Source organism: Lentzea sp. HUAS12, from assembly GCF_024125735.1.
Taxonomy (GTDB): domain Bacteria; phylum Actinomycetota; class Actinomycetes; order Mycobacteriales; family Pseudonocardiaceae; genus Lentzea; species Lentzea albida.
Genome location: NZ_CP099738.1, coordinates 1,944,743 through 1,967,965, shown reverse-complemented (window position 1 = coordinate 1,967,965; position 23,223 = coordinate 1,944,743). Strand labels below are relative to the sequence as shown.

General features: G+C 69.8%; 29 protein-coding genes. 21 read left to right on the top strand and 8 right to left on the bottom strand.

The features are described 5' to 3' along the window. Nucleotides 1-122: 122 nt before the first annotated feature. From ND450_RS08310 to ND450_RS08300, 3 genes are all read right to left on the bottom strand, one after another. Nucleotides 123-689 (bottom strand): hypothetical protein, encoded by a 567-nt coding sequence (locus tag ND450_RS08310; RefSeq protein ID WP_253325563.1) that lies wholly within the window; start codon nt 687-689, stop codon nt 123-125. 337 nt (nt 690-1,026) lie between these two features. Further along, complete coding sequence (locus tag ND450_RS08305) at nt 1,027-1,410, bottom strand: hypothetical protein (RefSeq protein WP_089926798.1); 384 nt, start codon at nt 1,408-1,410, stop codon at nt 1,027-1,029. Between the two features lie 1,816 nt (nt 1,411-3,226). Next, nucleotides 3,227-3,505, bottom strand: a complete 279-nt coding sequence (locus ND450_RS08300) for a hypothetical protein (RefSeq protein WP_253325562.1) — start codon at nt 3,503-3,505, stop codon at nt 3,227-3,229. 484 nt (nt 3,506-3,989) lie between these two features. Here ND450_RS08300 and ND450_RS08295 point away from each other — a divergent pair, with 484 nt between their 5' ends. The 4 genes from ND450_RS08295 (at nt 3,990) to ND450_RS08280 (ending at nt 7,045) form a co-directional block, all read left to right on the top strand. Then, the gene (locus ND450_RS08295) at nt 3,990-4,484 is read left to right on the top strand and encodes a DUF5994 family protein (protein ID WP_090052788.1); all 495 of its coding nucleotides are present in this window, start codon (nt 3,990-3,992) and stop codon (nt 4,482-4,484) included. 6 nt (nt 4,485-4,490) lie between these two features. Continuing rightward, complete coding sequence (locus ND450_RS08290) at nt 4,491-4,646, top strand: DUF6307 family protein (RefSeq protein WP_176946910.1); 156 nt, start codon at nt 4,491-4,493, stop codon at nt 4,644-4,646. A gap of 156 nt (nt 4,647-4,802) precedes the next feature. Then, nucleotides 4,803-5,963 carry an AI-2E family transporter gene (locus ND450_RS08285; RefSeq protein WP_253325561.1) on the top strand — a complete coding sequence of 387 codons (1,161 nt, stop codon included), beginning with the start codon at nt 4,803-4,805 and terminating at the stop codon, nt 5,961-5,963. A gap of 41 nt (nt 5,964-6,004) precedes the next feature. Next, complete coding sequence (locus ND450_RS08280; RefSeq protein ID WP_253325560.1) at nt 6,005-7,045, top strand: acyl-CoA desaturase; 1,041 nt, start codon at nt 6,005-6,007, stop codon at nt 7,043-7,045. Nucleotides 7,046-7,140: 95 nt separating this feature from the next. Here ND450_RS08280 and ND450_RS08275 read toward each other — a convergent pair whose 3' ends face one another. Next, nucleotides 7,141-7,344, bottom strand: a complete 204-nt coding sequence (locus ND450_RS08275; RefSeq protein ID WP_089927059.1) for a cold-shock protein — start codon at nt 7,342-7,344, stop codon at nt 7,141-7,143. A 547-nt stretch (nt 7,345-7,891) separates the two neighbouring features. Here ND450_RS08275 and ND450_RS08270 point away from each other — a divergent pair. The 17 genes from ND450_RS08270 (at nt 7,892) to ND450_RS08190 (ending at nt 19,466) form a co-directional block, all read left to right on the top strand. Further along, entirely contained in the window at nt 7,892-8,371 is a 480-nt protein-coding gene (locus tag ND450_RS08270) for an Asp23/Gls24 family envelope stress response protein (protein WP_253325559.1), read from the top strand. Then, nucleotides 8,368-8,769 carry a hypothetical protein gene (locus ND450_RS08265; RefSeq protein WP_253325558.1) on the top strand — a complete coding sequence of 134 codons (402 nt, stop codon included), beginning with the start codon at nt 8,368-8,370 and terminating at the stop codon, nt 8,767-8,769. The genes ND450_RS08270 and ND450_RS08265 overlap by 4 nt, the downstream gene beginning before the upstream one ends. Then, on the top strand, nt 8,766-8,942 hold the full coding sequence (locus tag ND450_RS08260) for a hypothetical protein (protein WP_253325557.1): 177 nt from the start codon (nt 8,766-8,768) through the stop codon (nt 8,940-8,942). The genes ND450_RS08265 and ND450_RS08260 overlap by 4 nt, the downstream gene beginning before the upstream one ends. Before the next feature lie 5 nt (nt 8,943-8,947). Then, entirely contained in the window at nt 8,948-9,346 is a 399-nt protein-coding gene (locus tag ND450_RS08255) for an Asp23/Gls24 family envelope stress response protein (RefSeq protein WP_253325556.1), read from the top strand. Continuing rightward, complete coding sequence (locus tag ND450_RS08250; protein ID WP_253325555.1) at nt 9,343-9,888, top strand: DUF6286 domain-containing protein; 546 nt, start codon at nt 9,343-9,345, stop codon at nt 9,886-9,888. Before ND450_RS08255 ends, ND450_RS08250 begins: the two co-directional genes overlap by 4 nt. Then, nucleotides 9,885-10,553 carry an alkaline shock response membrane anchor protein AmaP gene (locus ND450_RS08245; protein WP_371927679.1) on the top strand — a complete coding sequence of 223 codons (669 nt, stop codon included), beginning with the start codon at nt 9,885-9,887 and terminating at the stop codon, nt 10,551-10,553. Before ND450_RS08250 ends, ND450_RS08245 begins: the two co-directional genes overlap by 4 nt. Nucleotides 10,554-10,706: 153 nt before the next feature. Beyond that, on the top strand, nt 10,707-11,138 hold the full coding sequence (locus ND450_RS08240) for an NfeD family protein (RefSeq protein WP_090052796.1): 432 nt from the start codon (nt 10,707-10,709) through the stop codon (nt 11,136-11,138). 3 nt (nt 11,139-11,141) lie between these two features. Further along, the gene (locus tag ND450_RS08235) at nt 11,142-12,197 is read left to right on the top strand and encodes an SPFH domain-containing protein (protein ID WP_089927566.1); all 1,056 of its coding nucleotides are present in this window, start codon (nt 11,142-11,144) and stop codon (nt 12,195-12,197) included. 292 nt (nt 12,198-12,489) lie between these two features. After that, on the top strand, nt 12,490-12,987 hold the full coding sequence (locus tag ND450_RS08230) for a GAF domain-containing protein (protein WP_253325554.1): 498 nt from the start codon (nt 12,490-12,492) through the stop codon (nt 12,985-12,987). Nucleotides 12,988-13,108: 121 nt separating this feature from the next. Further along, the gene (locus tag ND450_RS08225; protein ID WP_176946912.1) at nt 13,109-13,318 is read left to right on the top strand and encodes a sigma factor-like helix-turn-helix DNA-binding protein; all 210 of its coding nucleotides are present in this window, start codon (nt 13,109-13,111) and stop codon (nt 13,316-13,318) included. Nucleotides 13,319-13,487: 169 nt separating this feature from the next. Continuing rightward, nucleotides 13,488-14,288 (top strand): alpha/beta fold hydrolase, encoded by an 801-nt coding sequence (locus ND450_RS08220; protein ID WP_253325553.1) that lies wholly within the window; start codon nt 13,488-13,490, stop codon nt 14,286-14,288. A 32-nt stretch (nt 14,289-14,320) separates the two neighbouring features. Continuing rightward, complete coding sequence (locus ND450_RS08215; protein ID WP_253325552.1) at nt 14,321-15,511, top strand: PP2C family protein-serine/threonine phosphatase; 1,191 nt, start codon at nt 14,321-14,323, stop codon at nt 15,509-15,511. After that, nucleotides 15,508-15,870: an STAS domain-containing protein gene (locus tag ND450_RS08210; protein ID WP_253325551.1), complete on the top strand. Its 363-nt coding sequence runs from the start codon at nt 15,508-15,510 to the stop codon at nt 15,868-15,870. Before ND450_RS08215 ends, ND450_RS08210 begins: the two co-directional genes overlap by 4 nt. A 58-nt stretch (nt 15,871-15,928) precedes the next feature. Next, nucleotides 15,929-16,177: a DUF2188 domain-containing protein gene (locus ND450_RS08205; RefSeq protein ID WP_090052807.1), complete on the top strand. Its 249-nt coding sequence runs from the start codon at nt 15,929-15,931 to the stop codon at nt 16,175-16,177. Between the two features lie 310 nt (nt 16,178-16,487). Then, the gene (locus tag ND450_RS08200; protein WP_253325550.1) at nt 16,488-17,189 is read left to right on the top strand and encodes a GAF and ANTAR domain-containing protein; all 702 of its coding nucleotides are present in this window, start codon (nt 16,488-16,490) and stop codon (nt 17,187-17,189) included. A 72-nt stretch (nt 17,190-17,261) separates the two neighbouring features. Further along, nucleotides 17,262-18,023: a GAF and ANTAR domain-containing protein gene (locus ND450_RS08195; RefSeq protein ID WP_253325549.1), complete on the top strand. Its 762-nt coding sequence runs from the start codon at nt 17,262-17,264 to the stop codon at nt 18,021-18,023. A 171-nt stretch (nt 18,024-18,194) separates the two neighbouring features. Further along, entirely contained in the window at nt 18,195-19,466 is a 1,272-nt protein-coding gene (locus tag ND450_RS08190) for a glycosyltransferase (protein ID WP_253325548.1), read from the top strand. Here the strand turns inward: ND450_RS08190 and ND450_RS08185 are convergent. The 4 genes from ND450_RS08185 to ND450_RS08170 are packed head-to-tail and all read right to left on the bottom strand — an operon-like array spanning nt 19,452 to nt 23,203. Next, a complete protein-coding gene (locus tag ND450_RS08185) occupies nt 19,452-20,603 on the bottom strand; it encodes an NAD(P)/FAD-dependent oxidoreductase (protein ID WP_089927589.1) in 1,152 nt (383 codons plus the stop codon). The genes ND450_RS08190 and ND450_RS08185 overlap by 15 nt on opposite strands. After that, nucleotides 20,603-21,637, bottom strand: a complete 1,035-nt coding sequence (locus tag ND450_RS08180; RefSeq protein ID WP_253325547.1) for an NAD(P)/FAD-dependent oxidoreductase — start codon at nt 21,635-21,637, stop codon at nt 20,603-20,605. Before ND450_RS08180 ends, ND450_RS08185 begins: the two co-directional genes overlap by 1 nt. Continuing rightward, complete coding sequence (locus ND450_RS08175; RefSeq protein WP_089927690.1) at nt 21,630-22,148, bottom strand: isoprenylcysteine carboxyl methyltransferase family protein; 519 nt, start codon at nt 22,146-22,148, stop codon at nt 21,630-21,632. Before ND450_RS08175 ends, ND450_RS08180 begins: the two co-directional genes overlap by 8 nt. Further along, nucleotides 22,145-23,203 (bottom strand): type III polyketide synthase, encoded by a 1,059-nt coding sequence (locus tag ND450_RS08170; protein ID WP_256557467.1) that lies wholly within the window; start codon nt 23,201-23,203, stop codon nt 22,145-22,147. The genes ND450_RS08175 and ND450_RS08170 overlap by 4 nt, the downstream gene beginning before the upstream one ends. Nucleotides 23,204-23,223: the final 20 nt, after the last annotated feature.

Here is a 23,223-nt window from a genome sequence, read left to right as displayed (position 1 = left end):
CGGCGCCGGCCACGGCTACCGGTCGTGGCACTCGCGGTGCTTCCAGGGACCGCGAGTGCACTCGGTCCACATCTCTGCAGCAGCCAGCTCGGCCTGGCTGCACGTCGCGGATCCGCCCCAGTCTAATTAGAGGTTCTAACGTCGGCGGCATGTTCGACTGACACCAGTCGCCGGCGAGCCCATCGGGCGAACACCAGGTTCACCGCGGCGTGTGCGGAGGCGGTGACCAACACCCACCACGGTCCCGCGGCCAGCAGCAGCGTGGCGCCGAGGTGGAACGAGGTCGCCGTGATGCCGCGGACACCACCATGTGCGGGATGAGTGCTGATGAACCCGCCCTGCGACCTCAGCTGTTCCGCCGCTTGGCGTCCGATGGGCCAGCTGAACTGCGCCAGCTGCGTGGCGACGACGAAAACGAGCTCTGCCAGCGCCCAACCGAAGCCCGCCCAAAGCGCGGAAGCGGATCCACTGACGACGACCAGCACGAACGCGAGCCGGACGCCTTCGTCCGTGACCGCTGAGGTTGCCGCGAGGATCGTGCGGCTGCGTTCCGGATCTCGGAGCCTGCCAGCGGAGGCGAGCGCCGGCACTCGCGCCGCCAGCGCGACCAGCCACGCGAGAACACCCAGCAGCGCCACGCCAGCCTCTGAGACACCTAGCAGTATCGCCAGGACGGCCGCGAGCAGCACGAGAACGGCCGACACCACGGCGGCGCCCGCTCGGATCCTCCCACCGACCCGAGCAGAACCCGTCACGGGGTGTTCTTCTGCGCCTGCAGGTCCATCGATGATTCCAACGCTACTCCGCACACAGCCGCACCACGCGCCAGCACGCCTCTAGCCGAGTTCGAGTGGCGGGGACGGACCACAGCGCATCTGGTCGTCGCGGTACGACCGCAGGGAAGGACTGCGCCCCGGCCTGGCGGTGACGACGCTTGAATGCGCAGCCAGCCGCAGGGTGCCTGCGCCGCCCCGCTCAGCACGTCCGGACGTCAACCGTCTGAGCATCCGTGCCGGCCGCGTGGCCCTAGTCGCTGTCGGGCAATCCGGGCACCAACCTCAGTGTGCGGTTGCTGCGTGGATCAGTGCGCTTCTCGGCCTCGTCGACCTGCCGGATCAGCTCGTTGCGAACCTCGCCCAGCGCCGCGGACAGATCGCGCGACGAGGACGTGGCGATGAAGTGCAGGCGGGGCCGGCAGTTGATCCAGCATTCCAGGGTGACTCGCTGCTCTGCGCCCTGACGGTCCTTCAGGCTGATTTCCAGATCGACCTCGTCGTTGCGGAATGACCGCAACCTCAGGCCGAGCGCAGCCAGGCGTTCCGAGACCCAGCCGCGTTCGGATGAGAGAAATCCGGTGGCGAGGCGTAGGCGCTGGGCGACGATTGCCACGCCTTCACGAGTGTCGGGCATGCGCCTTCCGATCCTTTGTGGAGTGTGCGCCTCTGTTGCCGGGCAATGACTTACCGGCGTTTCAGGCTGTACTTCGCGGTTCCTGCACAGGTTCGAGGAAGAGGTTCACGCAGGACAGCTGCTCGTCGGGGGAACCGGATTTTGCGAGTGAGTGGTGTTCTTCGGGATGACTGAACAGCTCGTCCACCGTTTCGGGACGCGACATGTTCTGGTTTCTCATGGTTCCGACTTTCTTCGCGTCCCGCGCTGAAGCCGAAGTGGCTACACGGCGCGAGGGATTGGGAAGTGCGAAAGCGCATCTGCCCCACAGACACAACCCTACACCTCATCGTGTTCGCACGAATCCTCTGTGGCACCTCCCCTGCGGGACAAGCGAAGTCGTTCGGGAAGATTCCCGAAGCCCCAGACCAGTCATGCGCAGATGTTGATCCGGCCGCAGTGGCGAGCGCACGTGGGATCGGTGTAGTGGGAGCAGAAGTCGCCGCACACCGTCGTTCACACCCGAAGCCTGAACGGCGGCCGCAGGACGCGCCCGAGACTGAAGTCAGTGCGTCGCTTCGCTACTGAGGTCGTCCGCCCTTCGTTGCGCGCGCTTGCACTGACTCCCACGCCATCGCCCGCGTGTCGCGCACCGTCTCCATCTGTGCTTTCAGGCTCGACCACATCGAGCTCGCCCCGATCATCGAACTGACGACTGCACACCCAGGAATACCCAGAACTCCGCGACCTGTACATCCGACGAACCAAGCCCGCCGACGCCACACGCTGCGTCTCGCAAATCTCGAGCTGTTCGACCGCACAGCGCGTCGCCGTTCTGGCCTGATTCACCACCTGCCTGCAGCGCAGCAGCTGCTCAGGTATGACGGTGCTGGCGATCGGCCTGCGGGCTCGGCCACGGAGGCGCAGGTGACGCGTGTGACCGAGCGACGGTGATACTGGCGGTGGACGAGTAGTTATCCATGAATGCGACCGACATCGCGCCCAGGATGTCCGCCACCGGGCTGCCCCCTACAAGCCGGGAGCCGGTCTTGAGCACGACTCCGGTGTCACCAGGGTCGCTTGGCCGGAGCGACGAGCGCAGGGACATCGATGGCCGGGTCGGTCGACAACGGTCGCCAGCCCCCGGAAAGTGCCTGTCGGACATCGCGTCTGGTTTCAATGGCAGCCTCAGACCGTGTCGTACGGTCAACGCCGCAGTAGCGCAGAGCAGATCCGAGGTCATCTCGGCGCTCCCGCCTCCAGCTGAACCAGCCGGGCTTCCTGATGCGCCCAAGGCGGCACCAGCTTGACCGCCGGTGCTACGACATGCCTTCGGTAACCTCATCCTACGCTGCTCCAGCTGCGGGGTCGAATGTCAACGCCGTGGCGAAGGGCAACAATGGGCAGCAGGGATCAGCGTGTGCGTGTCGCCCCTGCGCGTCCTGACGCCCCTTGGTGCGATCATCGGCGGGCAGCTCCTCCGGTTCGTGATGACGACCTCGCGACCTCATGGCACGCCGCCTCCCCCGTATCGTCCATTATGGATCGGCAGTGCAGAACCCCAGCGGACGAAGCCCGAAGCCGAGTACGAACACGACCGGGATCGCGAGCAGGGATCAAATCGAGTTCGTCCACCAACGCTGTCATGTTGCGGAAAGTGCCTACTCGCCTCACGGACACTTGAATGGCACATCCCGATCACGCGCTCTGATGTCGGGGCGTTGCCGGACCGACCGATGCCTGTGCCGCTAGCCGAGTTCGGGTGGTGTCGGGACGGACCGCAGCGCGCGGTTGCTGCGCGGCTCGGTGCGGGTCTTGGTCTCGCCGACCTGACGGATCAGTTCGTCGCGGACCTCGTTGAGCGCCGCGGGAAGCTCTCGCTGGGACGAGGTGGCGACGAGGTGGCGACGAGGTGCAGCCGATGGCCGTGGTTGATCCAGCACTGCAGCATGACGCGCTTCTCGACGCCCTTGCGGTCTTTGAGGCTGATCTCCAGTTCGATCTCGTCGTCGCGGTACGACCGCAGACGGGAACCGAGCGCGGCCAGGCGATCCACGACCCAGTCGCGTTCGGACGAGTGGAAGCCGGCGGCGAGGTGCAGTCGCTGCGCGATCACTGAAGCATCTTCGGGAGTTGCGTTCATGCGTTGTCGCTGACGGTGCTCACTGAAATCTCTCCTCATGACCAAGACGAACCGCCTGCCCGACGAGCGAGCGGGAAGCTGCTCTCAGCCTCAAATCTGAAAACGTCGAAATAATCTCTTTCGCATACTCTATACCACCCGCGCGCATTATCACCTGAAATTCACATGAGAATCCGACGATGGCAACCCTTCGGCCGCCGAGCGACACAGCTCCGCCCCGCATCCGCCCCACCACAGGGCATCTAGCAGCGAAAACGGATAGATCGGCGGTGTCGCGACTGAAGCTTCGCGGATGCCCACCGACGACACGAACAACGCGAAACTTTTCAGTCGATCACAACTGAAACGGTGTATGGTTGATTTTGTCGAGAACATCTCGCACCTGAGCGGTCAAGCTGAGGTCGTACTCGACGAAACCTGAACCGGCAGTTTTCTCTGGCCGAGACTGGAGTCCGGCATGACGCCGGTCCCTCACCGATCCACCGCCCCAAGGGCCGCCGACGACGCTGACGAACAGCAGCCCCGGTCTCCGCTGCGACTGCGCCTGCGGCCGCAGGCGCCTGCCACGGGATACGTCGACGGCGCCTGGTGGCCACGTTCCCACGACCTCACCACCGAACTGCCCGCCCTGCTCGCAGTGCTGAACGTCCGGCTGGGTGAGATCCCCAGAGTGAACTACCACCTCAGTGACTGGGACACCGCGCCGCGCCGCATAGCCGCCGACGGCATCCGGGTCCGGCTCGACGGGTTCTGGACCAGGCCCGCCCACACCGTGGACCTGATCGCCTCAGACCGGCGCCGCCTCACCCTGCTGCTCGTTCCCCCCGACACGTCCTCAGCGGCCGCACATGAAGCGATGATGCGCGCCGCACACCGCGACAACACCGACACCGTCGAGGACCTGTTTTCCTCGACCGCCCTCCAGACCCAGGTACCACAGCCGAGAGAGTGAGAAGAGATGACAGCGTCGACCTACGTGTCCCTGTACGAGCGCAGGCTCAAGCTGGTTCAGGACACCCTGACCGAGCATTCCGAGCTCAGCGCCGAATCCTCGCGAGCTCTCGCCGTGCACGTGCTGGGCGCACTGGACCACATCCCCGAGCACATCCGTTGATCGAGCAACACACCTGAGTGGTTCGCGAGCGCCTGCTGTCCCAGCCGGGTTTGCGCCCTGCGCGGCAGGGAAATCCGAGCAGAGACAGGCAGCCACCTGCCGACTCACCGATGACCCCCCGGACCCCGGCGTCGGAAATCGACACTGGAGGCGTTGGTGAGCACCGACCGCGGTGAAGTGCCGCCCGAACGAAGCCCGATTCCAGCTGTGCTGCGGGTCGGCGCAGCGTTGAGCTGGCGCTTTCTCGTCGTGGTCGCGGCGCTCTACGTAATCGGTGTCATCTTCAGCAGGCTGGCGGCACTCGTCGTGCCGCTCGCGATCGCGCTGCTGCTGGCCGCCTTGCTGGCGCCGGCCGTCGGTTTCCTTATGGCACACCGGGTTCCCCGAGGATTCGCCACCGCTCTGGTGCTGGTCGGCGGACTGCTCGCGCTCGGCGGGATGCTGACGTTCGTCGTGGTGACCTTCGTCAACGGCCTGCCGGACCTGGCAGCGCAACTGGCCCGCAGCATCGACGCGATCTCCGGCTGGCTCGTCAACGGCCCGCTGCAGCTGAGCGAGACGCAGCTGCGCGACTTCGCCGACCGGATCGTGAAAACCGCGCAGGACAACCAGTCCGGCATCACGACGGGCGCCATCACCACCGCTGCGACGGTCGGTGGGATTCTCGCCGAGATGCTGCTGGTGCTGTTCGCGCTGGCGTTCCTCCTCTACGACGGTCCCCGGATCTGGCGGTTCCTCCTCCGCGTCGTTCCCGACGGACCCCGCAGGCGGGTCGACGTCGCGGGTCGGCGCAGCCTCGCCGCACTGGTGAGCTACGTCCGCGCCACCGGAGCGGTCGCGGTGGTGGACGCGATCGGCATCGGCATCGGACTGGCCGTGCTGCGCGTGCCCCTGGCGGTTCCGCTGGCGGCGCTGGTGTTCATCTGCGCGTTCGTTCCGATCTTCGGCGCGGTGGTGGCCGGTGCGGTCGCCGTCCTCATCGCACTCGTCGCCAACGGTCCGCTGACCGCCGTGATCGTCCTGATCATCGTCATCGCCGTGAACCAGCTGGAAAGTCACATCCTGCAACCGTTCCTGCTGGGACGCGCGGTGAAGCTGCACCCGCTCGCGGTGGTGCTGGCCATCGCGGCAGGCCTGCTCGTCGCAGGCATCGCGGGCGCGCTGCTCGCCGTTCCCCTGCTGGCGGTGCTCAACTCCGCGATCCGCTCCCTGCGCAGCGAGGCCGACGAACACGTGTCACCCGCCGACGTGCACACCAGCCAGCCAGAAGAGTCCGGACCGGACGAACCCGGCCTGGACACCGAAGCCGAGAAGTGAAACCCACGACGGCTCACCGCAGCCACCCCCGGAGCAGGTACATGACCTCAACGCACGTCGTCCCGACAGACACGACTGATCGCCCTCGCGGTAGCGACTTCGCCCGCCTCACCAAGGAGCTCAAGGCCGCCGGCCTGCTGAACCGCCGACGCGGCTACTACCTGTTGCGGATGGCGGTCAACGCGCTGCTGCTCGGCGCGATCGCCGTGACGTTCGTGATGGTGGGTGACTCCTGGTGGCAACTGGTCACCGCAGCCGTCCTGGCCGTGGCCTCGACGCAACTGGCGTTCATCGGCCACGACGCCGGCCACCGGCAGATCTTCCGCAGCCACCGCAACAACGACATCGTCGGGCACCTGCACGGCAGCCTCACCGGCATCAGCTACCAGTGGTGGGTCGCCAAGCACAACCGCCACCACGCCAACCCCAACCACGAGGACCACGACCCCGACATCGAGATCCACGCCCTCGCCTTCAGCCGCGCCCAGGCCGCCCGGAAACGCGGCCTGTACAGCTGGATCACCAAGCACCAGGCGTTCTTGTTCTTCCCGCTCCTGCTGGCGGAAGCCGCCGTGCTGCGCATCTCCGGCCTCATCGCGTTGTGCCGCAACGAACTGCGAAACCCGTGGCGCGAAGCCGCGCTCCAGATCGTGCCGATGATCGCCTACCTGGCGGCGGTGTTCCTCGTGCTGTCGCCGGCGAAGGCGATCGTGTTCATCGCCGTGCACCAAGGCCTCATGGGCGTCTACCTCGGCTGCTCCTTCGCACCCAACCACAAGGGCATGCCGATCATCACCGAGGGCCAGCGCCTCGACCACCTCCACAAGCAGGTGCTCACCTCCCGCAACGTCACCGGCGGCCGCTGGGTCGACGCCCTGCTCGGCGGCCTCAACCACCAGATCGAGCACCACCTCTACCCGCACATGCCCCGCCCCAACCTGCGGCACGCGCAACCCCTCGTCGAGAACTTCTGCCTTCGGCACGGCATCCCCTACAGCAAAACCACCCTGCGCCACTCCTATGCCCAGGTACTGCGCCACCTGCACGACGCCGGCTCACCCCTCCGCCACCCAGCCGGGTGACGCCCGCAGCTCCACGAGCAAAGCCCGCCGGTTGGACCCAACCGGCGGGCTTCGGTGTTCGTTCACGCATCCGCTGTTCAGCGGCTCAGCAAGAACTAGGCGGGGACGACGTTGTCCGCCTGCGGGCCCTTCTGGCCCTGAGTGACCTCGAAGGAGACCTTCTGGCCCTCCTGGAGCTCGCGGAAGCCCTGGGCGGCGATGTTCGAGTAGTGGACGAACACATCCGCGCCACCGCCGTCCTGCTCGATGAAGCCGAAGCCCTTTTCAGCGTTGAACCATTTGACGGTTCCGGTGGCCATGTGCGCTCCAAGCATGATTCGGCACCCGCACGATGCGGAGCCGGAGGTGATCCGCCATGGCCCTCGGAGATGCTGAACAGCAAAACGCCCGTGACACGTGATCACGGGCGACCGGTACTTCGGAACCATGACTGATGGCACCACGCTACACGGGCTGCTCGGCGGTGGGTCCACCGCGTCATCGCCAGACGGCGCGAAGTCCACTTCGGCGTGGACAGCGCGGTGGAAGTCCCGTAGCCGTCAAGCAGCGGCGTCGTTCTGCGAGGGTGCGTGCTCTGGTTCTCTAGCCCACATCGGACTCGGAAGACGGACTCCGACTCGTCCCGCTACTCGCTCCGCAGTGGTTTGCGGTCCGCATGCCGGGGAACTCATCAGACATCCAACCGCCCCGGACCCAGGCGACAGGGGATTTCCGGGAGCGTTTCTACTGCTTCGTTCTCCTGCACCACTCGCGGCCCCGCCGCGCTCACGTGGCGGCAGCCGTTCGGGTCACAGGAGATCTCCCGGGATCCACTCCACACCGAACGCAAGATCGAGGAGACCCGCAGTGACCAACCCGACCATCTCCGCAGCCACACCACCTGCGCAGACCACGAACTCCGAGATCGCGACGTCCAACAGGAGCCTGCTCTCCTCCTCCGAGGGGACGACCACCGTCGCCGACACCGTGGTCCAGAAGATCGCCGGACTCGCCACGCGCGAAATCCCCGGTGTGCACGCGCTGGGCGGAGGCGCGGCGCGTGCCTTCAGTTCGCTGCGCGAGCGCATTCCCGGCGCCACCGCGTCAGCGGGTCAGGGAGTCTCGGTCGAGGTCGGCGAGCGACAGGCCGCCATCGACCTGCACATCCTCGTCGAGTACGGCGTGTCCATCGCGGACCTGGCCAGTGCGGTTCGCCGCAACGTGATCGGTGCGGTCGAGCAGATGACAGGCCTCCAGGTCGTGGAGGTCAACATCGCGGTCACCGATGTCCACATCCCCGGTGAGGAGGACGACGACAGGACTCCGGAACCCGGTCGGGTGCAGTGAGCCCCGAGATCGACGCGATGGTCATCGCCACCGCGGTGACGGTCCTTCCCCAGGTGGCGGGACCGCACAGCGGCCGGTACGGGGAGATCGTCACCCTCCTGCCGGGCCGCAGGGTGGACGGAGTCCGCCTGCGCCCGGACGAGATCGTCATCGGCGTCGTCGCGAGATACCCGGCCACCACCGCCGAAGTCGACGCGGCCGTGCGCGCCACCGTCCACGCCGCGATCGGGAGAGTCGAGTTCCCGCTTCACCTGTGGATCGGCGACATCGCGATTCCCCGCGTCCTGTCGCCCGGCATCACCACCGGGCGTCGCTCGGCGCGCAAGCTCCCCCTGCCCTCGACGAAAGTCTGGGCGACGAGCCGCACTCCGGCCACCACAGCAGGGACAACACCATGAACTCGACCACCACCGGGATGCTCGCGGGCATCGCGCTCGGCTTCGCCGCCGCGTTCGGCGGTTTCGGCGCCTTCATCGTCGTGCTGTTGCTCGGTGCGGCCGGGCTCGTCGTGGGCAGGGTCCTCGACGGCAAACTCGACGTCTCGGCGCTGGCCGGCCGCGACCGGACCTGACCGTCGTGACCCCCGCAGGCCCACCCGCGCAGGAGAACACGGACGATCCCGGTGCGCGCGGCAGCCTCACGATCAGCGAGGTCGCTGTGGAGCGGATCGCCTCGCACGCGGCGCTCGAGGTCGACGGCATCGGTGGTTCCGCACTGCGCGTGCTCGGTGTCACGGTCGGCGCCGAGGAGGCCGAACGGGACGTCCGGATCGCCGCGAGAATCACCGGCGCGGTCGTCGCGCTCGACGTGCGGCTGTCGATCACCTACCCGGCGCCGGTGGGCAGCACCACCGAGTCCGCGCGGACGCACCTGATCCGCCGGGTCCACGCCTTGACCGGTCTGAGCGTGTCGAAGGTCGACATCACCGTCACCGCACTGCACCGCGCGGTCGTGACGCCGCGGAGGATCCGATGAAACGGTTGCCCCGCCGCAGCACACCGGCCGTCCTCGTGGCTCTGACCGTCCTCGCGGCCTGCGTTCTCGCCGCCGTCGTGTCGGTGCAGACGCTCCTCGGGCAGGACCCGTGGATCGATCCCCACGCCCTCTTCGCCGCTGTGCACGACACCCGCTGGGCAGACCCCGTCGTCACTCTCACCGCCGCGGTCTGCGTGGTGCTCGGTGCGGGCCTGCTGCTGTGCGCGGTGCTCCCAGGCAACCCCGTCGTACTGCCACTGCGCGACGACGACCCGGAAACCAGGTCCACAGTGGACTCCGGGGTCACCCGCCGGAGCCTGCGCAACGTCCTGCGCACAGCCGCTTCATCGGTCGACGGGGTCACCGCCACGAGGCTCACCCTCGGACGGCGCACGATCACCACGACCGTCAGCACGGACCGCACGATCACCGACGGGCTCGCCGCCGCCGTGCGCGGCGCGGTCGAGAACCGGCTCGACCGCATCCGGCCGGCCATCCGACCAGCCGTGGTCGTCCACGTCAAGGCCAGGAGAACACGATGAACGGCCTCGAGAGGCCATCAGGGCTCAACCGCGTCGTGCTGGCGGTCACCGGTCTGGTGCTGCTCGCCGGCGGCGGTGTCGTGGTGGCCGAGACCTTCACCACCCTGAACGTGCTCCGCCCCGACGCCCCTCTCGTTCCCGGCGACGCCCTGCCCCCGACGTGGGTCTGGTACGTCGCCGCGATCGGCTCAGCGGCTCTCGGGCTCCTGGCGATCCGGTGGCTCGTCGCACAGGCCGACCGCACCCCCAAGAGCAGCACCTGGCGATACGACACCGAACCCGGCAGCGGCCGGACCGAACTGGCCGCGAGTACTGCCATCTCCCCTTTGCTGGCCGAGATCGAGGCCTACCCCGGCGTGCACGCCGTGCACGGCACCCTGGCCGGGCGCCTGGACGCCCCGGCTCTGGCACTGGTGATCAGCACGACGCAGGACGGCGAGCCCGGCGCGATCCGGCACGCACTCGTCGCGGAGGGGCTGCCACGACTGCGCCGAGCCCTCGGCGTCGACGAGTTGCCCACGACCGTCGAGTTCCGCCTCACCGGCGCGCTCGGCCCGCGGACACCCGTACGACGTGCCCATCGGGAGCAGGCACCCGACCTCGGCGCCGCGCCACGTGACGACCGCGGCCCTGCGCCTGCCGAGAACCGCATCCGTGCGGTGTGAGGCTTGCATCGAACTCGTCCGCGTTCGGCTTGACGGAGGCCACATGACCAGGAGATCCACCGCAGCAGCGCCACACGAGAACGGATTCGGATCGACGATCGTGAGGAGACGTCGCGCGTTCGAGGCGTACCTCCACCTGGGGAGGGTGGCGCCGTGGATCCCTGGCTCATCTGGCTGATCATCGGGTTGGTTCTGGCCATCGCCGAGATCTTCACGCTCACCGCTGCACTCGGCCTGCTCGGCGTCGCGGCGATCACCACGGCGGGGTCGGCGGCGATCGGTCTGCCGATCGCCGGTCAGCTCGTGGTGTTCAGCGTCGTGTCCGCCGCGGGCGTGGTGCTCGTGAGGCCTTGGGCGCGGCGCATGATGCTGCGACCGCGGCCGGAGCGGTTCGGCGTGGAGGCGTTGGTAGGTGCTTCCGCCTACGTGCTGCGTGAGGTGAACGACCACGAGGGCCTGGTGCGGCTGCGTGGTGAGGACTGGACGGCTCGCCCGTACGACAGGTCCGTCGTCATCCCGGCCGGAAGCACGGTCGACGTACTGCACATCGACGGCACCACCGCCGTCGTCTACCCACGGGAGTGAGCCATGTCCACACTGCTCGTCGCCGGGCTGGTGCTCGCGATCTTCGCGGTGTTCACCGTGCTGCGCGCTGTGCGCATCGTGCCGCAAGCACGTGCGCGCAACGTCGAACGTCTAGGTCGCTACCAGCGCACCCTCACGCCCGGCCTGAACTTCGTCATCCCCTACGTCGACCGCGTCTACCCGCCGATCGACCTGCGCGAGCAGGTGGTGTCGTTCCGGCCGCAGCCGGTGATCACCGAGGACAACCTCGTGGTGGAGATCGACACGGTGCTGTACTTCCAGGTCACCGACCCCCGGGCCGCCGCCTACGAGATCGCCAGCTTCCTGCAGGCCGTCGAGCAGCTCACCGTCACCACCCTGCGCAACGTCGTCGGCTCCATGGACCTGGAGAAGACCCTCACCTCACGCGACACGATCAACAACCAGCTGCGCGGCGTGCTCGACGACGCGACCGGCAAGTGGGGTCTGCGGGTCAACCGCGTGGAGATCAAGGCCATCGACCCGCCGCAGAGCATCAAGGAGGCGATGGAGAAGCAGATGCGGGCCGAGCGCGACAAGCGGGCCGCGATCCTCAACGCCGAAGGACAGCGTCAGTCGCAGATCCTCACGGCCGAGGGCGACAAGCAGGCCGCGGTGTTGCGCGCGGAAGGAAACCGGGCCGCGACCATCCTCAAGGCGGAGGGCGAGTCCCGCGCCATCGACCAGGTCTTCCAGTCAGTGCACCGCAACGATCCCGACCCGAAACTCCTCGCCTACCAGTACCTCCAGATGCTGCCCAAGCTCGCGGACGGTCCCGGCAACACCTTCTGGGTAATCCCGAGCGAGGTCACCACCGCACTGCAAGACGTCTCCAAGGCGTTCTCAGAGGTGCTGCCACGATCAGTCGCCGCCGGGCGCGACGAAGCCGTGGAGGCCGCCGCCGCACAGGCCGAGGAGGACGTCGCGCAGGCGAGCGAGGCGGCAGCCGCAGCGGTCTCGGACGCCGCGGACGCCGCCGCGCCGGTGAACGCACTGCGACCGGAACCGGCGGGAAGCCGAGAACGGCGTCGGCCGCGGTGATCGCGTTCGGCGCCCCGGTGACCGTGCCCAGCCCTGACAGGCCGCTGGTCCTGGCAGGTCGCCGAGCCGCGAACGCGCACCCGGTGCCGGCCTGTGCTCGAAGTGGTGTCGTGCCACACCGGACGACATCCGTGAGCCGAGATTCGCCGCGGTGACCGAACGGCGGAGGTCGCCGGGCGCGCTCGACGCTAGGATCGGTCAGGCGTCCGGCTCGGTCGGGCGGAATCGCGCCACGCCGCCCCGGACCCCGGTGGCCCCACTTCGCCAGTCACGGTCTGGAGTGCTGCCCACCATGCTCGACATCAGCCGCCTTTCGGCGGTTTCGGCGAACGTCGCCGCCCGGCTCGTCCACCGCCAGGTCGCCGTCCGGCACGTGTGCATCGCGTGCGGGGTGCGGACGAACGCGATCGGCACGGCGCTCTACCTGTGGGAGGCCGCAGGCCGCTGTGACCTCTACACGAGTTCCGGGTTCTGCGGCGAGGAGATCGCGGAGCTGCAGACCATGCTCGGCGAGGGGCCCGCGTTCGAAGCGGCCCGGCAGAACTGGCCGGTGCTCGTGCCGGATCTCGTGGACCACGTGGCGTCGGTGCGCTGGCCGCTCCTGGCCGGCGCGGCGGTCGAGGCCGGAGTCGCGGCGATCTTCGCCTTTCCTCTCGCCCTCGGCGCGGAACCGCTCGGTGTGCTGGAGATCCACCGCGGCGACGGCGACGCGCTGACACCCACCGAGGTCGCCGGAGCAGTGCAGCTGGCCGACATCGCTCTCACCCTGCTGCTGGACGACGAGTGGTGAAGAGTCTGGTGGCGGTGCAGTCGCCGCTCGACGCCGAGGCACCTCGTGGCCTCGCGTGGGCCGTGCGAGACCACGTTCCCCACAGGTTTCGGGATCCCTCCGGTCCAGGGCCGGTGTCCTCTTGAGCGATCAGCCCCACGCCGATCTGGGACATCTGAGCGTGCTCAGCCCTGAGCAACGCGCCGTGCTGGAGCTTCGCGTGGTGCGCGGCCTGACCGCCGAGCAGGCGGCGTCGGCACTGGGCTCGACGGCGGCGGCCGTGAGATTGCTGCAACACCACGCCCTGGACGCGCTGCGGAACGCGATCACGCGCGAAGGGACGCGGGAATGAGTCCGTCAGGGCACCGGCACAGCACGGAAAGATCATGCCGGAATCATCTTCCACAGTGGACAGACGCCGGACGCGGACTCCGCTCACGCTCCGCTGACGCCGGACCCGACGGCCGGTGGCCGGGTGCACCCAGGCCGGCCGCCGCGCGCACAGGTGACAGGATGCGGTGATGGACGCCCGACGCAGGAACAACGTGACCGTCATCGGTTGCGAGGACGCTCCGACGGTGCTGCTCGCCCACGGGTTCGGCTGCGACCAGAACCTGTGGAGGCTGGTGGTGCCTGACCTGTCGAAGCGGTTCCGGATCGTGCTGTTCGACCACGTCGGGTCGGGCAGGTCCGACGTCGCGGCCTGGTCCCCGCAGCGCTACACCACACTCGACGGTTATGCCGAGGACGTGCTGGAGATCTGCGCGGAGCTGGACCTGCGGGACGTCGTGCTGGTCGGACACTCGGTCAGCGCGATGATCGCCGTCCTCGCGGCCAACCGCGAGCCCGAGAGGTTCGCCAAGCTCGTGCTGCTGACCCCGTCGCCCTGCTACCTCGACGACGGCGACTACCGGGGCGGTTTCACCCGTGCGGACATCGACGAGCTGCTCGACTCGCTCGAGTCGAACTACCTCGGCTGGTCCGCGGCGATGGCGCCGGTCATCGCCGGCAACCCGGACCGGCCCGAGGTCGCCGGTGAGCTGGAGGCCGCGTTCTGCCGCACCGACCCGGCGATCGCGCGGGTGTTCGCGCGCACCACCTTCCTGTCCGACAACCGCGCGGACCTCGCGAACGTCACCGTGCGGACCGCCGTGCTGCAGTGCTCCTCGGACGCGATCGCGCCGCGCGAGGTCGGCCAGTTCGTGCACGACCGGATCGAGGGCAGCGTGCTGGTGACGCTCGATGCGATCGGCCACTGCCCGCAGCTGAGCGCTCCAGAGCAGACGGCGGCCGCGATCGCTGAGTTCGCGGGCGCCCGGTGATCCGCCCGGCGGGAAGCGGCGAGGAGGCCGGAGTGGAGACCACGTTCTCGGCGTTGCTGGAGGACAGTGCGGAAGACCTGTACGAGAACGCACCGTGCGGCTACCTGTCCACGCTGATGGACGGCACGATCGCCAAGATCAACGCCACGCTCCTGGGATGGCTGGGACACGAACGCGCGGAACTCCTCGGGCGTCGGCGGTTCGCCGATCTGCTCCCCGTCGGCGACCGGATCTACCACGAGACGCACTTCGCGCCGATGCTGCGCATGCACGGCGAGATCGGCGGTATCGCGCTGGAACTGGTGCGCGCGGACGGAACGCGAATGGCCGTGCTGGTCAGTTCGACGGTCAAGACGAGCGCGAACGGCACGGCTCAGCTGATCCGCACCACCATCTTCGACGCCGGTGACCGGCGCGCCTACGAACACGAACTGCTGCGCGCACGCCAGGAGGCGGAACAGGAACGCGACCGTGTACAGCTGCTGGCCTCCACCTTGCAGCGCACGCTGTTGCCGCCGTCGTTGCCGGACGTGCCCGGCATGGACGTCGCGGCCTACTACCACCCCGCCTCCGCGGACGAGGTGGGCGGCGACTTCTACGACCTCTTCCCCCTCACCGGCGACACGTGGGCGTTCTTCCTCGGCGACGTGTCCGGCAAGGGCGCGGAGGCCGCCGTGGTCACGTCGCTTACCCGCTACACGCTGCGCGCCGCCGCCGTGCAGGAGCCCGGTCCCGCCTCCGTGCTGAAGCGCCTCAACACGGCGCTGCTCAAGGACCAGCACGGCGCGACGCCGCGGTTCTGCACCGCCATCCACGGCCTGCTCGAACCGGCGGAGGACGGCGCCAAAGTCACCCTCGCGAGCGGCGGGCACCCACCGGCGCTGGTGATCCGCCACCGCGGTGCGGCCGAACTCCTCGACACCAGGGGCGGTCAGCTGATCGGCGCGCTGCCGGACGCCCGCTTCGTCGAGGTCGAGCTGCACCTGCGGCCCGGTGACACACTCCTGCTCTACTCCGATGGACTCACCGAGGCCCGCACGCACGGCCGCGTCCGCTACGACGAGGAGGACCTGCGCGACTGGGCCAACACCCTCGACGTCGGCAGCGCGACCGAGACCGTGGCCGCGGTGTCCCGGTTACTCGACAGCTTCGGCGACGGTGTCGACGACGACACCGCGCTCCTCGCACTCAGCGTGCGCCTGCTTGGAGATGAGAGACCATGACCTCGTTCACCGTCACCACGCTCGACCTGGAAGCGGGTCCGGTGGTCGAGTTCGCCGGGGAGCTCGACTCCGCCTCGGCCCCGCGCGCACTCCAGGCCGTCGAGGCGATCTCGCCGCGGCCGGGCCAGCAGGTCGTGCTCGACCTGACCGGACTGCACTTCTGCGACTCCAGCGGCATCTCCGCGCTGATCGCCGCCCGCAACCTCGCGCACTCCGCGGAGGCCGGCCTGGCGCTCGCCGGCGTCCCACGCCACCTCGCCCGCACCCTCGTGCTCATCGGGCTGGACACCTTCTTCACCACCTACGCCACCGCCGCGCAGGCCCAGGCCGCCTGGCCGGAGTCGCCGGCCGGAGGGTGAGTGGTGTGCGGGTCGCGGCCGGGGGTACTCGACCGGACGACCCGACAGGAGTGAGCCCATGCGAGGCGACATCGAGACCTACTTCGAGGACGGCCGGTGGAAGAACCGGATGGAGGGCAACGACCAGGCCTCCAGCACGCACCTCACCAAGGAGGAAGCTAGCGCCGACGGCCGTGAGATGGCGATCGTGCACGCGGTGGACCACATCACGCGCAACCGGGACGGCACGATCAGCGAGCACGACGTCTACCCGCGCGGCCGCGACCCGCACACCGGTGGCGGGGTCACCCGCGCGCACCGCCGGTGAACCGACGCGAACCGCACCGGTTCGCGTCCGCCACCGCGGGTTCCCCGGCGAGCGGCGCCGGGCAGGACTCAGCCGCCGCGTGCGCTGAAACCCGTTGTGAGCGGGGCGTACCGCCTGCCACGAAGGCACGCGGTACGCTGGATGTGTTGATCCTGATGCGGTCACGCAAGGCGTGGGCCTAGACCTCGCTACGTCCAGGAACGACTGGAACCAGTCGACGTGGTGGAGGAAACCGTGCCAGTCATGGACCAGTGGTCGCTGTTCGGCGGTGTGACCAGAGGTGCGCGAACCTGACAGCCGTCGCCCATCGGTGATCGAAGCACGCGCCGCGGTGATTGCGGCGCTGCGCGACAGCAAGAGCGACCTCGACGTCCTGGCTCGCGTGATCCGCGCGTGCGTGGGCCTGCTGCCGGTGGACGGCGCCTCGATCTCGGTGCTGAGCGGACCACGGGAGCGGGAGACGTTGTACGCCAGCGACGTGATCGCGATGAAGATCGAGAACGTCCAGTTCGACCTGGGCGAGGGTCCGTGCTTCGAGGCGTTCGCGACCCGCCGGCCGGTGCTGGTTCCCGATCTGCCGCAGGCTTCGGTCCTCGCATGGCCCGTGTTCGCGGCGGCGATCGCCGCGCTGCCCGTCGGCGCGATCTTCGCGTTCCCGTTGCAGGCGGGCGCGATCGGCATCGGCGCGATCGACCTCTACCGGCGCCGGCCCGGCTGGTTGTCGGCGGACGAGCTCGCCGTCGCGCTGGAGGTGGTCGACGTGGTGACCGCGGTGCTGCTCGGCGTGCTCCTGGGCGAGTTCGACGGCGCCGACGGCCTGCGGGGTGTGCTGTCGCCCGGCCGCGAACAGGTGCACCAGGCGACCGGCATGGTGCTCGCCGCGCTCGGCATCTCCGCGGAGGAGGCGCTGTCCCGCTTGCGCGGCTACGCCTTCGCGACGGGCAGACCGCTCGACGAGGTCGCCAAGGACATCGTGAACCGCGAGCTGTCCCCGCTGGAACTCCGCGCATGACCGCCCGCGAGACCGTGACGGCGGCCCGGTGCTGGCAGCACTACCGTCGGACGAAGAAGACAGGAGCTGGTGATGAGCGGTAGCGCACCGTCCAGGACGGAACGGGAGTCGCGGTTGCTCCACGCGTTGGTCGAGCTGGCGGACACGCTGGTCGACGACTACGACGTGGTGGACGTGCTGCACCGGCTGGTCGAGCACTGCGTCCGGTTGCTGGACGCGACGGTGGCCGGGTTGATGCTGTCCGACCAGCGCGGCGGTCTGCGGGTGGTGGCCTACTCGTCGGCCCAGACGCGCATGCTCGAGCTGTTCCAGGTCCAGGCGAGCGAGGGCCCGTGCTTCGACTGCGTGCACAGCGGTGAGGCGGTGCTCGTCGCGGACCTGTCGAAGGAGGTCCAGCGCTGGCCGCGGTTCGCGCCGCTCGCCGTCGAGGAGGGTTTCGCCTCGGTGCACGCCGTGCCGATGAGGCTGCGGCGCGAGACCATCGGCACGCTGAACCTGTTCCGCAAGGAGACCGGGTTGCTCAGCGACGAGGACCTGCTGGTCGTGCGCGCCCTCGCGGACACGGCGACGATCGGGATCCTGCAGGAACGCGCCATCCGCCGCGGCGAGGTGGTCACCGAGCAGCTGCAGACGGCGCTGAACAGCCGGGTCGTCATCGAACAGGCCAAGGGTGTGCTCGCGTTCGCCGGGAACCTCGACATGGAGCAGGCGTTCCACGCGCTGCGCGGCTACGCCCGCAACGGTGGTCGCCGGCTGGCCGATGTGGCCAGAGAGGTCGTTCTCGGCGAACTGCGCCCCGAGGTCGTCCTCTCACCACGTCCCACCGATCTGTGACCGGACCGGTCCCGCGGCATCGTCCGCCGGGACCGGGATCTCGGCTCGGCTCAACGGGTGCTCGGCGTTCCGGAGTGCCGGACGGCCGCCGTGTGGGTAACCTGAACGAGCTAGCAGACGCAGCAACCGCCCGGACCCGCGGTCTCATCACCTCGTCGTGGGGAGAACACCGTGGGCGTCCGTGTCGAGCCGATCTCGTTCACGCGCAAGAACATCGCGCTTGTCTCCGTGCTCTCCAGCCCGCTGGCCGACCCCGGATCGTCCGGCGCCGGCAGCCAGGGTCTCCACGTCGCGGGACTCGCGGCCGCGCTGGCCGCGCTCGGCCACCGGGTCGTCGTCTACACGCGGCGCGACCATCCCCACGTTCCGCAGCTCGTGCACAGCCCGCGCGGCTACGAGGTCGTGCACGTGCCGGCCGGGCCCCCGGTGGAGCTCGGCGCGGACGAAGTCCTGGCCCACGCGGGAGATCTCGTCGAGTTCCTCGAGCTGGCCTGGAAGGCGCGGCGCCCTGACGTCGTGCACGCCCACGGCTGGCTGTCCGGGATCGCCGCCGTGCTGAGCGCCAGGAACAGCCTGGTGCCGGTCGTGCAGACCTACCACTCGCTGGGCACGGCACGGCCTCAGGACCACCGTGCGGCCGAGGCGGACTCGACCAAACGCGTCGCGGTGGAACGTCTCGTCGGTCACGAAGTCGCCCTGGTCGTCGCGACCGACTCCGCGGAGGCTCGCGCCGTTCTCGGCATGGGCGTGGACCGGTCGAAACTGGTGGTGGTGCCGAAGGGCGTCGATCTCGACCTCTTCGCACCGAGACCTTCAGCCGTCGACCGGCACCGGCCGCACAGGATCGTGTCGGCGGGAAGACTGCTTCCGCACAAGGGTTTCGACGACCTGATCGGTGCTCTGTCCACAGTGGAGGGAGCGGAGCTGGTGATCGCCGGCGGCGGCGCGCAGGGCGACGTCCACGGTGACCAGGAGACCAGGAGACTGCTCGCAGTCGCCCGTTCGGCCGGGGTCGGCGACCGCGTCGTATTCGCGGGTCACGTGCCCTATGCCGAACTGCCCGCGCTGCTGCGGTCCGCCGACGTGGTGGCGTGCACCCCGCGGGAGCGGTCGTCCGGCGGGGTGGCGCTGGAGGCGATGGCCTGCGGCACGCCCGTTCTCGCCACCGCGGTCGGCGGTCTCGTCGACGTCGTCGTGGACGGGTTGAGCGGAGTGCTGGTCCCGCCGGGAAAACCGGATGCCACGGCCAAGTCGTTGCGCGCGCTGCTCACCGACGGCACGTACCGGGAACTGCTCAGCGTCGCGGGACGAGACCGGGCTCTCGCGCGGTACTCCTGGCACCGCGTCGCATCCGACCTGGTGCGCGTCTACGCCACGGCGGTGACCAGCCGCGGGATCGCGCCGCGGCACGTCCGCGCACGGACGACGTCAACGCCGAGGTGAGCGTGGCGGCCTCCCGGCCGCTGCCCTGAGCATCGCCGTCACGAGGCCGGAACTGATCGTGCCCGCTCCCAGGCCGATCTCGACGAGCTCGTCGAAGGCATGCCGGTCGTCACGTGCCGCGGCCGTGGCCAGGTCCACGAGGGCGGGCGCGCGGGTAAGCAGGGCGAGGGCATCGGTGTGCCGCAGGTGTCTGCCGAGAAGACGGCGCAACGACAGCCGGTAGTGCGCGGCGGGATCCGCTGTCGTCGCGGCCGCACCGGCGAGGGCTCCGGACAGGACGGCGTAGTAGATCCCCTCGCCCGTGAGCGGGTTGATCAGCGAGGCCGCGTCCCCGGCCAGCAGCACGCGACCGCGGCCGACATCCGGCCTGCCCGGCGACAACGGCAGCCGGTGCCCGCGCAGCGCCAGCGGAGGGCAGCCGGGCAGCAACACGTGCAGGCGTTCCGTCAGATGCGCTCGCGTCGGCGGACCGGTGCGGATGAGCTCGCCGTAGCCGACGTTCGCGGTGCCGTCACCGACGGGGAAGACCCAGGCGTACGCGGGCCAGTGCGCGGTGGCCATCACGAGCCGCTGCTCCTGCTCCGGCCACGGGTCCGCGCTCGTGTACCCGCGCAGTGCGATGGCGGTGGTGCCCGGTCTGGCGGTCCTGGCTCCGCTTCGCCGTCGTACGACCGACTCCGCGCCGTCCGCGCCGATGACCGTGCGGGCGTGGAACCGCCCGTCGACCTCGACGCCGTCCGCCACCGCGACGAGCGAGCGCACCCGGTGCCGGCGCAGCCGCGCACCCGCCTCCTGGGCAGCCGCGACGAGTCGCGCGTCGAGCAGCGCGCGGGGGACGACCGAGGTGGGGCGCGCGAACCCCCTGGCGGCCGTCACGCCGCTCGGCGCGGTCAGCCGCAGGCCGAGGACGGGGGCCGTGCCGGCGGTGAGAGCGCCGACGTCCACGCCGAGCCCGCCCAGGACGTCCAGCGCGTGCGGTGCGACCCCGTCGCCGCAGACCTTGTCGCGCGGGAACTCCGCGGCGTCCAGCAGCAGCACGCGGGCGTCCGGGTCGGCGCGCAACGCCGCCAGGGCGGCCGTGGAGCCCGCGGGCCCGGCGCCGACGACGACCAGGTCCCACCGGTCGCGCGCGGCCATCAGCGAGCCAGCTGGTCGACCGCGGCGGCGAACAGCCACGGCGCGCGGACCGCGGCGGGAACGATCCGGCGCCCGAGCACCGGCCGGTTCCTGGCCCACAGCAGCGACTCCGTCAGCCAGCGGGACCGGCGCGACGTGCGCGCCCAGGCGCGGTCGTAGTCCGCCGGACGCCCGGCGGACAGGCAGCGGACGAGCTCGGCCCCGGTCGTCAGCGCCAGGGCGAGCCCCTCGCCGGTCAGCGCGTCGACGTAGCCCGCCGCGTCGCCCGCCAGCAGCACGCGTCCGGCGACCCGGCCAGTGGTCCGCTGCCTCAACGGCCCTGCTCCGCGCACGGTCGAGACCGGTGCCGCACCGGCCAGCCGCTCCGCCAGCTCGGGGAAAGCGGCGAGCTGCTCGGTGAAGCCGCCCCGGACCGGCGACAGGATCGCGACGCCGACGGTGTCCGGTGCCACCGGTGTCACATAGGCCTCCGACCGGGGCGCCCACGTCACCTCCACCCCATCGCTCCAGGGCTCCAGGGCGAAGTGGCGCCGCAGCCCCCAGCGCGGCGAGGAGGTCCTGCCCGGCGAGCGCAGGCCGACGAGAGCGCGGATCGGCGAGTGCAGACCGTCCGCGGCGACGAGGTAGCGCGCCCGCAACGCCCCGGCCCGCACGTGGTCGTCGTGCTGGAGGACGTCGGTGACCGGCGTGTCCAGCACAGGTATCCCGGCACGGCGGACTGCCTCGCCGAGCGCATCGTGCAGCCGGACGCGGCGAACTCCCCGTCCGGCGCCACAGCGGAACGGCGCGTGCGCCGTCAGAGGTCCCTGCCGGTAGGTGATGCCGTCGATCGGGTGGCCGGGCGGGTCCACCCCGAGCGCGGCCAGTGCGCGCACGGCACCGGGCATCAGCCCTTCCCCGCAGGCCTTGTCGAGCACACCGGGCCTCCTCTCGCACACCAGCACGTCCATGCCGGCCTGGGCGCAGCCCAGCGCGACGGCGAGCCCCGCCGGGCCCCCGCCGGCCACCAGGACGTCGTGCACCCGGTCAGACACGGACCGACCGCAACGCGTCGTTCTCCGCGCGGACGCGGACCGCCAGCAGACCCGCGTTCAGCACGGTGAAGACCGACGCGGTCAGCCACGCGCCGTGCACCAAGGGCAGTGCGAAGCCCTCGACCACGACCGCGACGTAGTTCGGGTGCGGGAACAGGCGGTACGGACCGCCGGTCACGAGCGGAAGCCCCGGCACGACGACGATCCGGGTGTTCCACTGACGTCCGAGCGTCCGGACGCACCACCACCGCAGGACCTGGGACAGTACGACGAGCGCGAGCATCGGCCAGCCCAGCGCGGGCACGAAGGCGCGGCCGGACAGCCAGACCTCGGCCAGGCACCCGGCCAGCAGGCCGGTGTGCAGCACGACCATGAACGGGTAGTGCGCGAACCCCGACTCCCGCCCGCCGCGGGCGAGGCTCCACGCCAGGTTCCTCTTCGCGACGACCAGCTCGGCCAGCCGCTCGGCCGCGACGAGGCCGACCAGCACCGAGTACCACGCCTGGCTCACCACCTCAGCAGCACCAGCTCGGCGCAGAAGCCCGGCCCCATCGCCATCACCACGCCCCAGTCGCCCGGGGCGGCGGGCCGGGCCGCGAGCGTGTCCGCGAAGACGTGCAGCACGGACGCCGAGGACAGGTTCCCTATCTCGTGCAACGACCGCCAGGTCATCGCGAGGTCCTGCTCGTCGAGGCCGAGCACCGACTGGATGGCCTCGATGACCTTCGGCCCACCGGGGTGGCAGATCCAGCGCGCGATGTCGCCGACCTCCAGACCGTGTGGTGCCAACAGGTTCTTGACGTCGTCGGCGAGGTGCTCGCGCACCAGCTCGGGGACCTCGGCGCCCAGCACGATCTTCAGTCCGGTGCTTCCGACGTCCCACCCCATCGCGCGTTCGGAGTCCGCGTACAGGTGGCTCAGCGAGTCCACGACCTGGGGACCGGCCGTGGCGCCGATGTGCTCGGAGCCGACAGCGACGACGGCCGCGGCGCCGTCGCCGAAGAGACCCGAGGCGATCATGTTGGCAGCGCTGGGATCCTGCCGTTGCACGGTCAGCGAGCACAGCTCGACCGACACGAGCATCGCGACCGAGCCTGGCCAGCCGCGCAGGAAGTCGTGCAGCCGCGCGACTCCCGCCGCGCCAGCCAGACAGCCGAGGCCGATGATCGGGATCCGCTTCACGTCCGGCCGCAGGCCGATGCGCGCCGCGATCCGGGCGTCGAGGGAGGGCACCGCGATCCCGGTGACGGTCGTGGACACGATGAGGTCCACATCGGACGGTCGCAGTCCCGCGTCCGCGAGCGCCGCCAGTGCGGCCTCACAGCCGAGATCGACCGCGACGGAGAGGAAAGCGTCGTTGGCCGCGGTGAAACCGTCGAGCTCGTCGTACCGCTCGATGGCCAGTGCGAGGTGCCGCGACCCGACGCGGGCGCTGCTGTGGAAGCGCGAGACCACCGCGCGGGAAGCGGAGTCCGGCAAACATAATCGGGCGAACAGGTTTGTCAGCCTTGCCTGGGGGTAGCGGTGCGGCGGAAGAACTCCGTGCACCGCCGAAATTGTCGTCACCCCTGTCACGGTACGGCTTC

Coding starts and splice junctions, on each gene's coding strand:
- ND450_RS08305 (WP_089926798.1), bottom strand. CDS start 1,410: ATGCCCGACACTCGTGAAGGCGTGGCAATCGTCGCCCAGCGCCTACGC.
- ND450_RS08295 (WP_090052788.1), top strand. CDS start 3,990: ATGACGCCGGTCCCTCACCGATCCACCGCCCCAAGGGCCGCCGACGAC.
- ND450_RS08290 (WP_176946910.1), top strand. CDS start 4,491: ATGACAGCGTCGACCTACGTGTCCCTGTACGAGCGCAGGCTCAAGCTG.
- ND450_RS08280 (WP_253325560.1), top strand. CDS start 6,005: ATGACCTCAACGCACGTCGTCCCGACAGACACGACTGATCGCCCTCGC.
- ND450_RS08275 (WP_089927059.1), bottom strand. CDS start 7,344: ATGGCCACCGGAACCGTCAAATGGTTCAACGCTGAAAAGGGCTTCGGC.
- ND450_RS08260 (WP_253325557.1), top strand. CDS start 8,766: ATGAACTCGACCACCACCGGGATGCTCGCGGGCATCGCGCTCGGCTTC.
- ND450_RS08250 (WP_253325555.1), top strand. CDS start 9,343: ATGAAACGGTTGCCCCGCCGCAGCACACCGGCCGTCCTCGTGGCTCTG.
- ND450_RS08245 (WP_371927679.1), top strand. CDS start 9,885: ATGAACGGCCTCGAGAGGCCATCAGGGCTCAACCGCGTCGTGCTGGCG.
- ND450_RS08235 (WP_089927566.1), top strand. CDS start 11,142: ATGTCCACACTGCTCGTCGCCGGGCTGGTGCTCGCGATCTTCGCGGTG.
- ND450_RS08230 (WP_253325554.1), top strand. CDS start 12,490: ATGCTCGACATCAGCCGCCTTTCGGCGGTTTCGGCGAACGTCGCCGCC.
- ND450_RS08220 (WP_253325553.1), top strand. CDS start 13,488: ATGGACGCCCGACGCAGGAACAACGTGACCGTCATCGGTTGCGAGGAC.
- ND450_RS08210 (WP_253325551.1), top strand. CDS start 15,508: ATGACCTCGTTCACCGTCACCACGCTCGACCTGGAAGCGGGTCCGGTG.
- ND450_RS08205 (WP_090052807.1), top strand. CDS start 15,929: ATGCGAGGCGACATCGAGACCTACTTCGAGGACGGCCGGTGGAAGAAC.
- ND450_RS08195 (WP_253325549.1), top strand. CDS start 17,262: ATGAGCGGTAGCGCACCGTCCAGGACGGAACGGGAGTCGCGGTTGCTC.
- ND450_RS08185 (WP_089927589.1), bottom strand. CDS start 20,603: ATGGCCGCGCGCGACCGGTGGGACCTGGTCGTCGTCGGCGCCGGGCCC.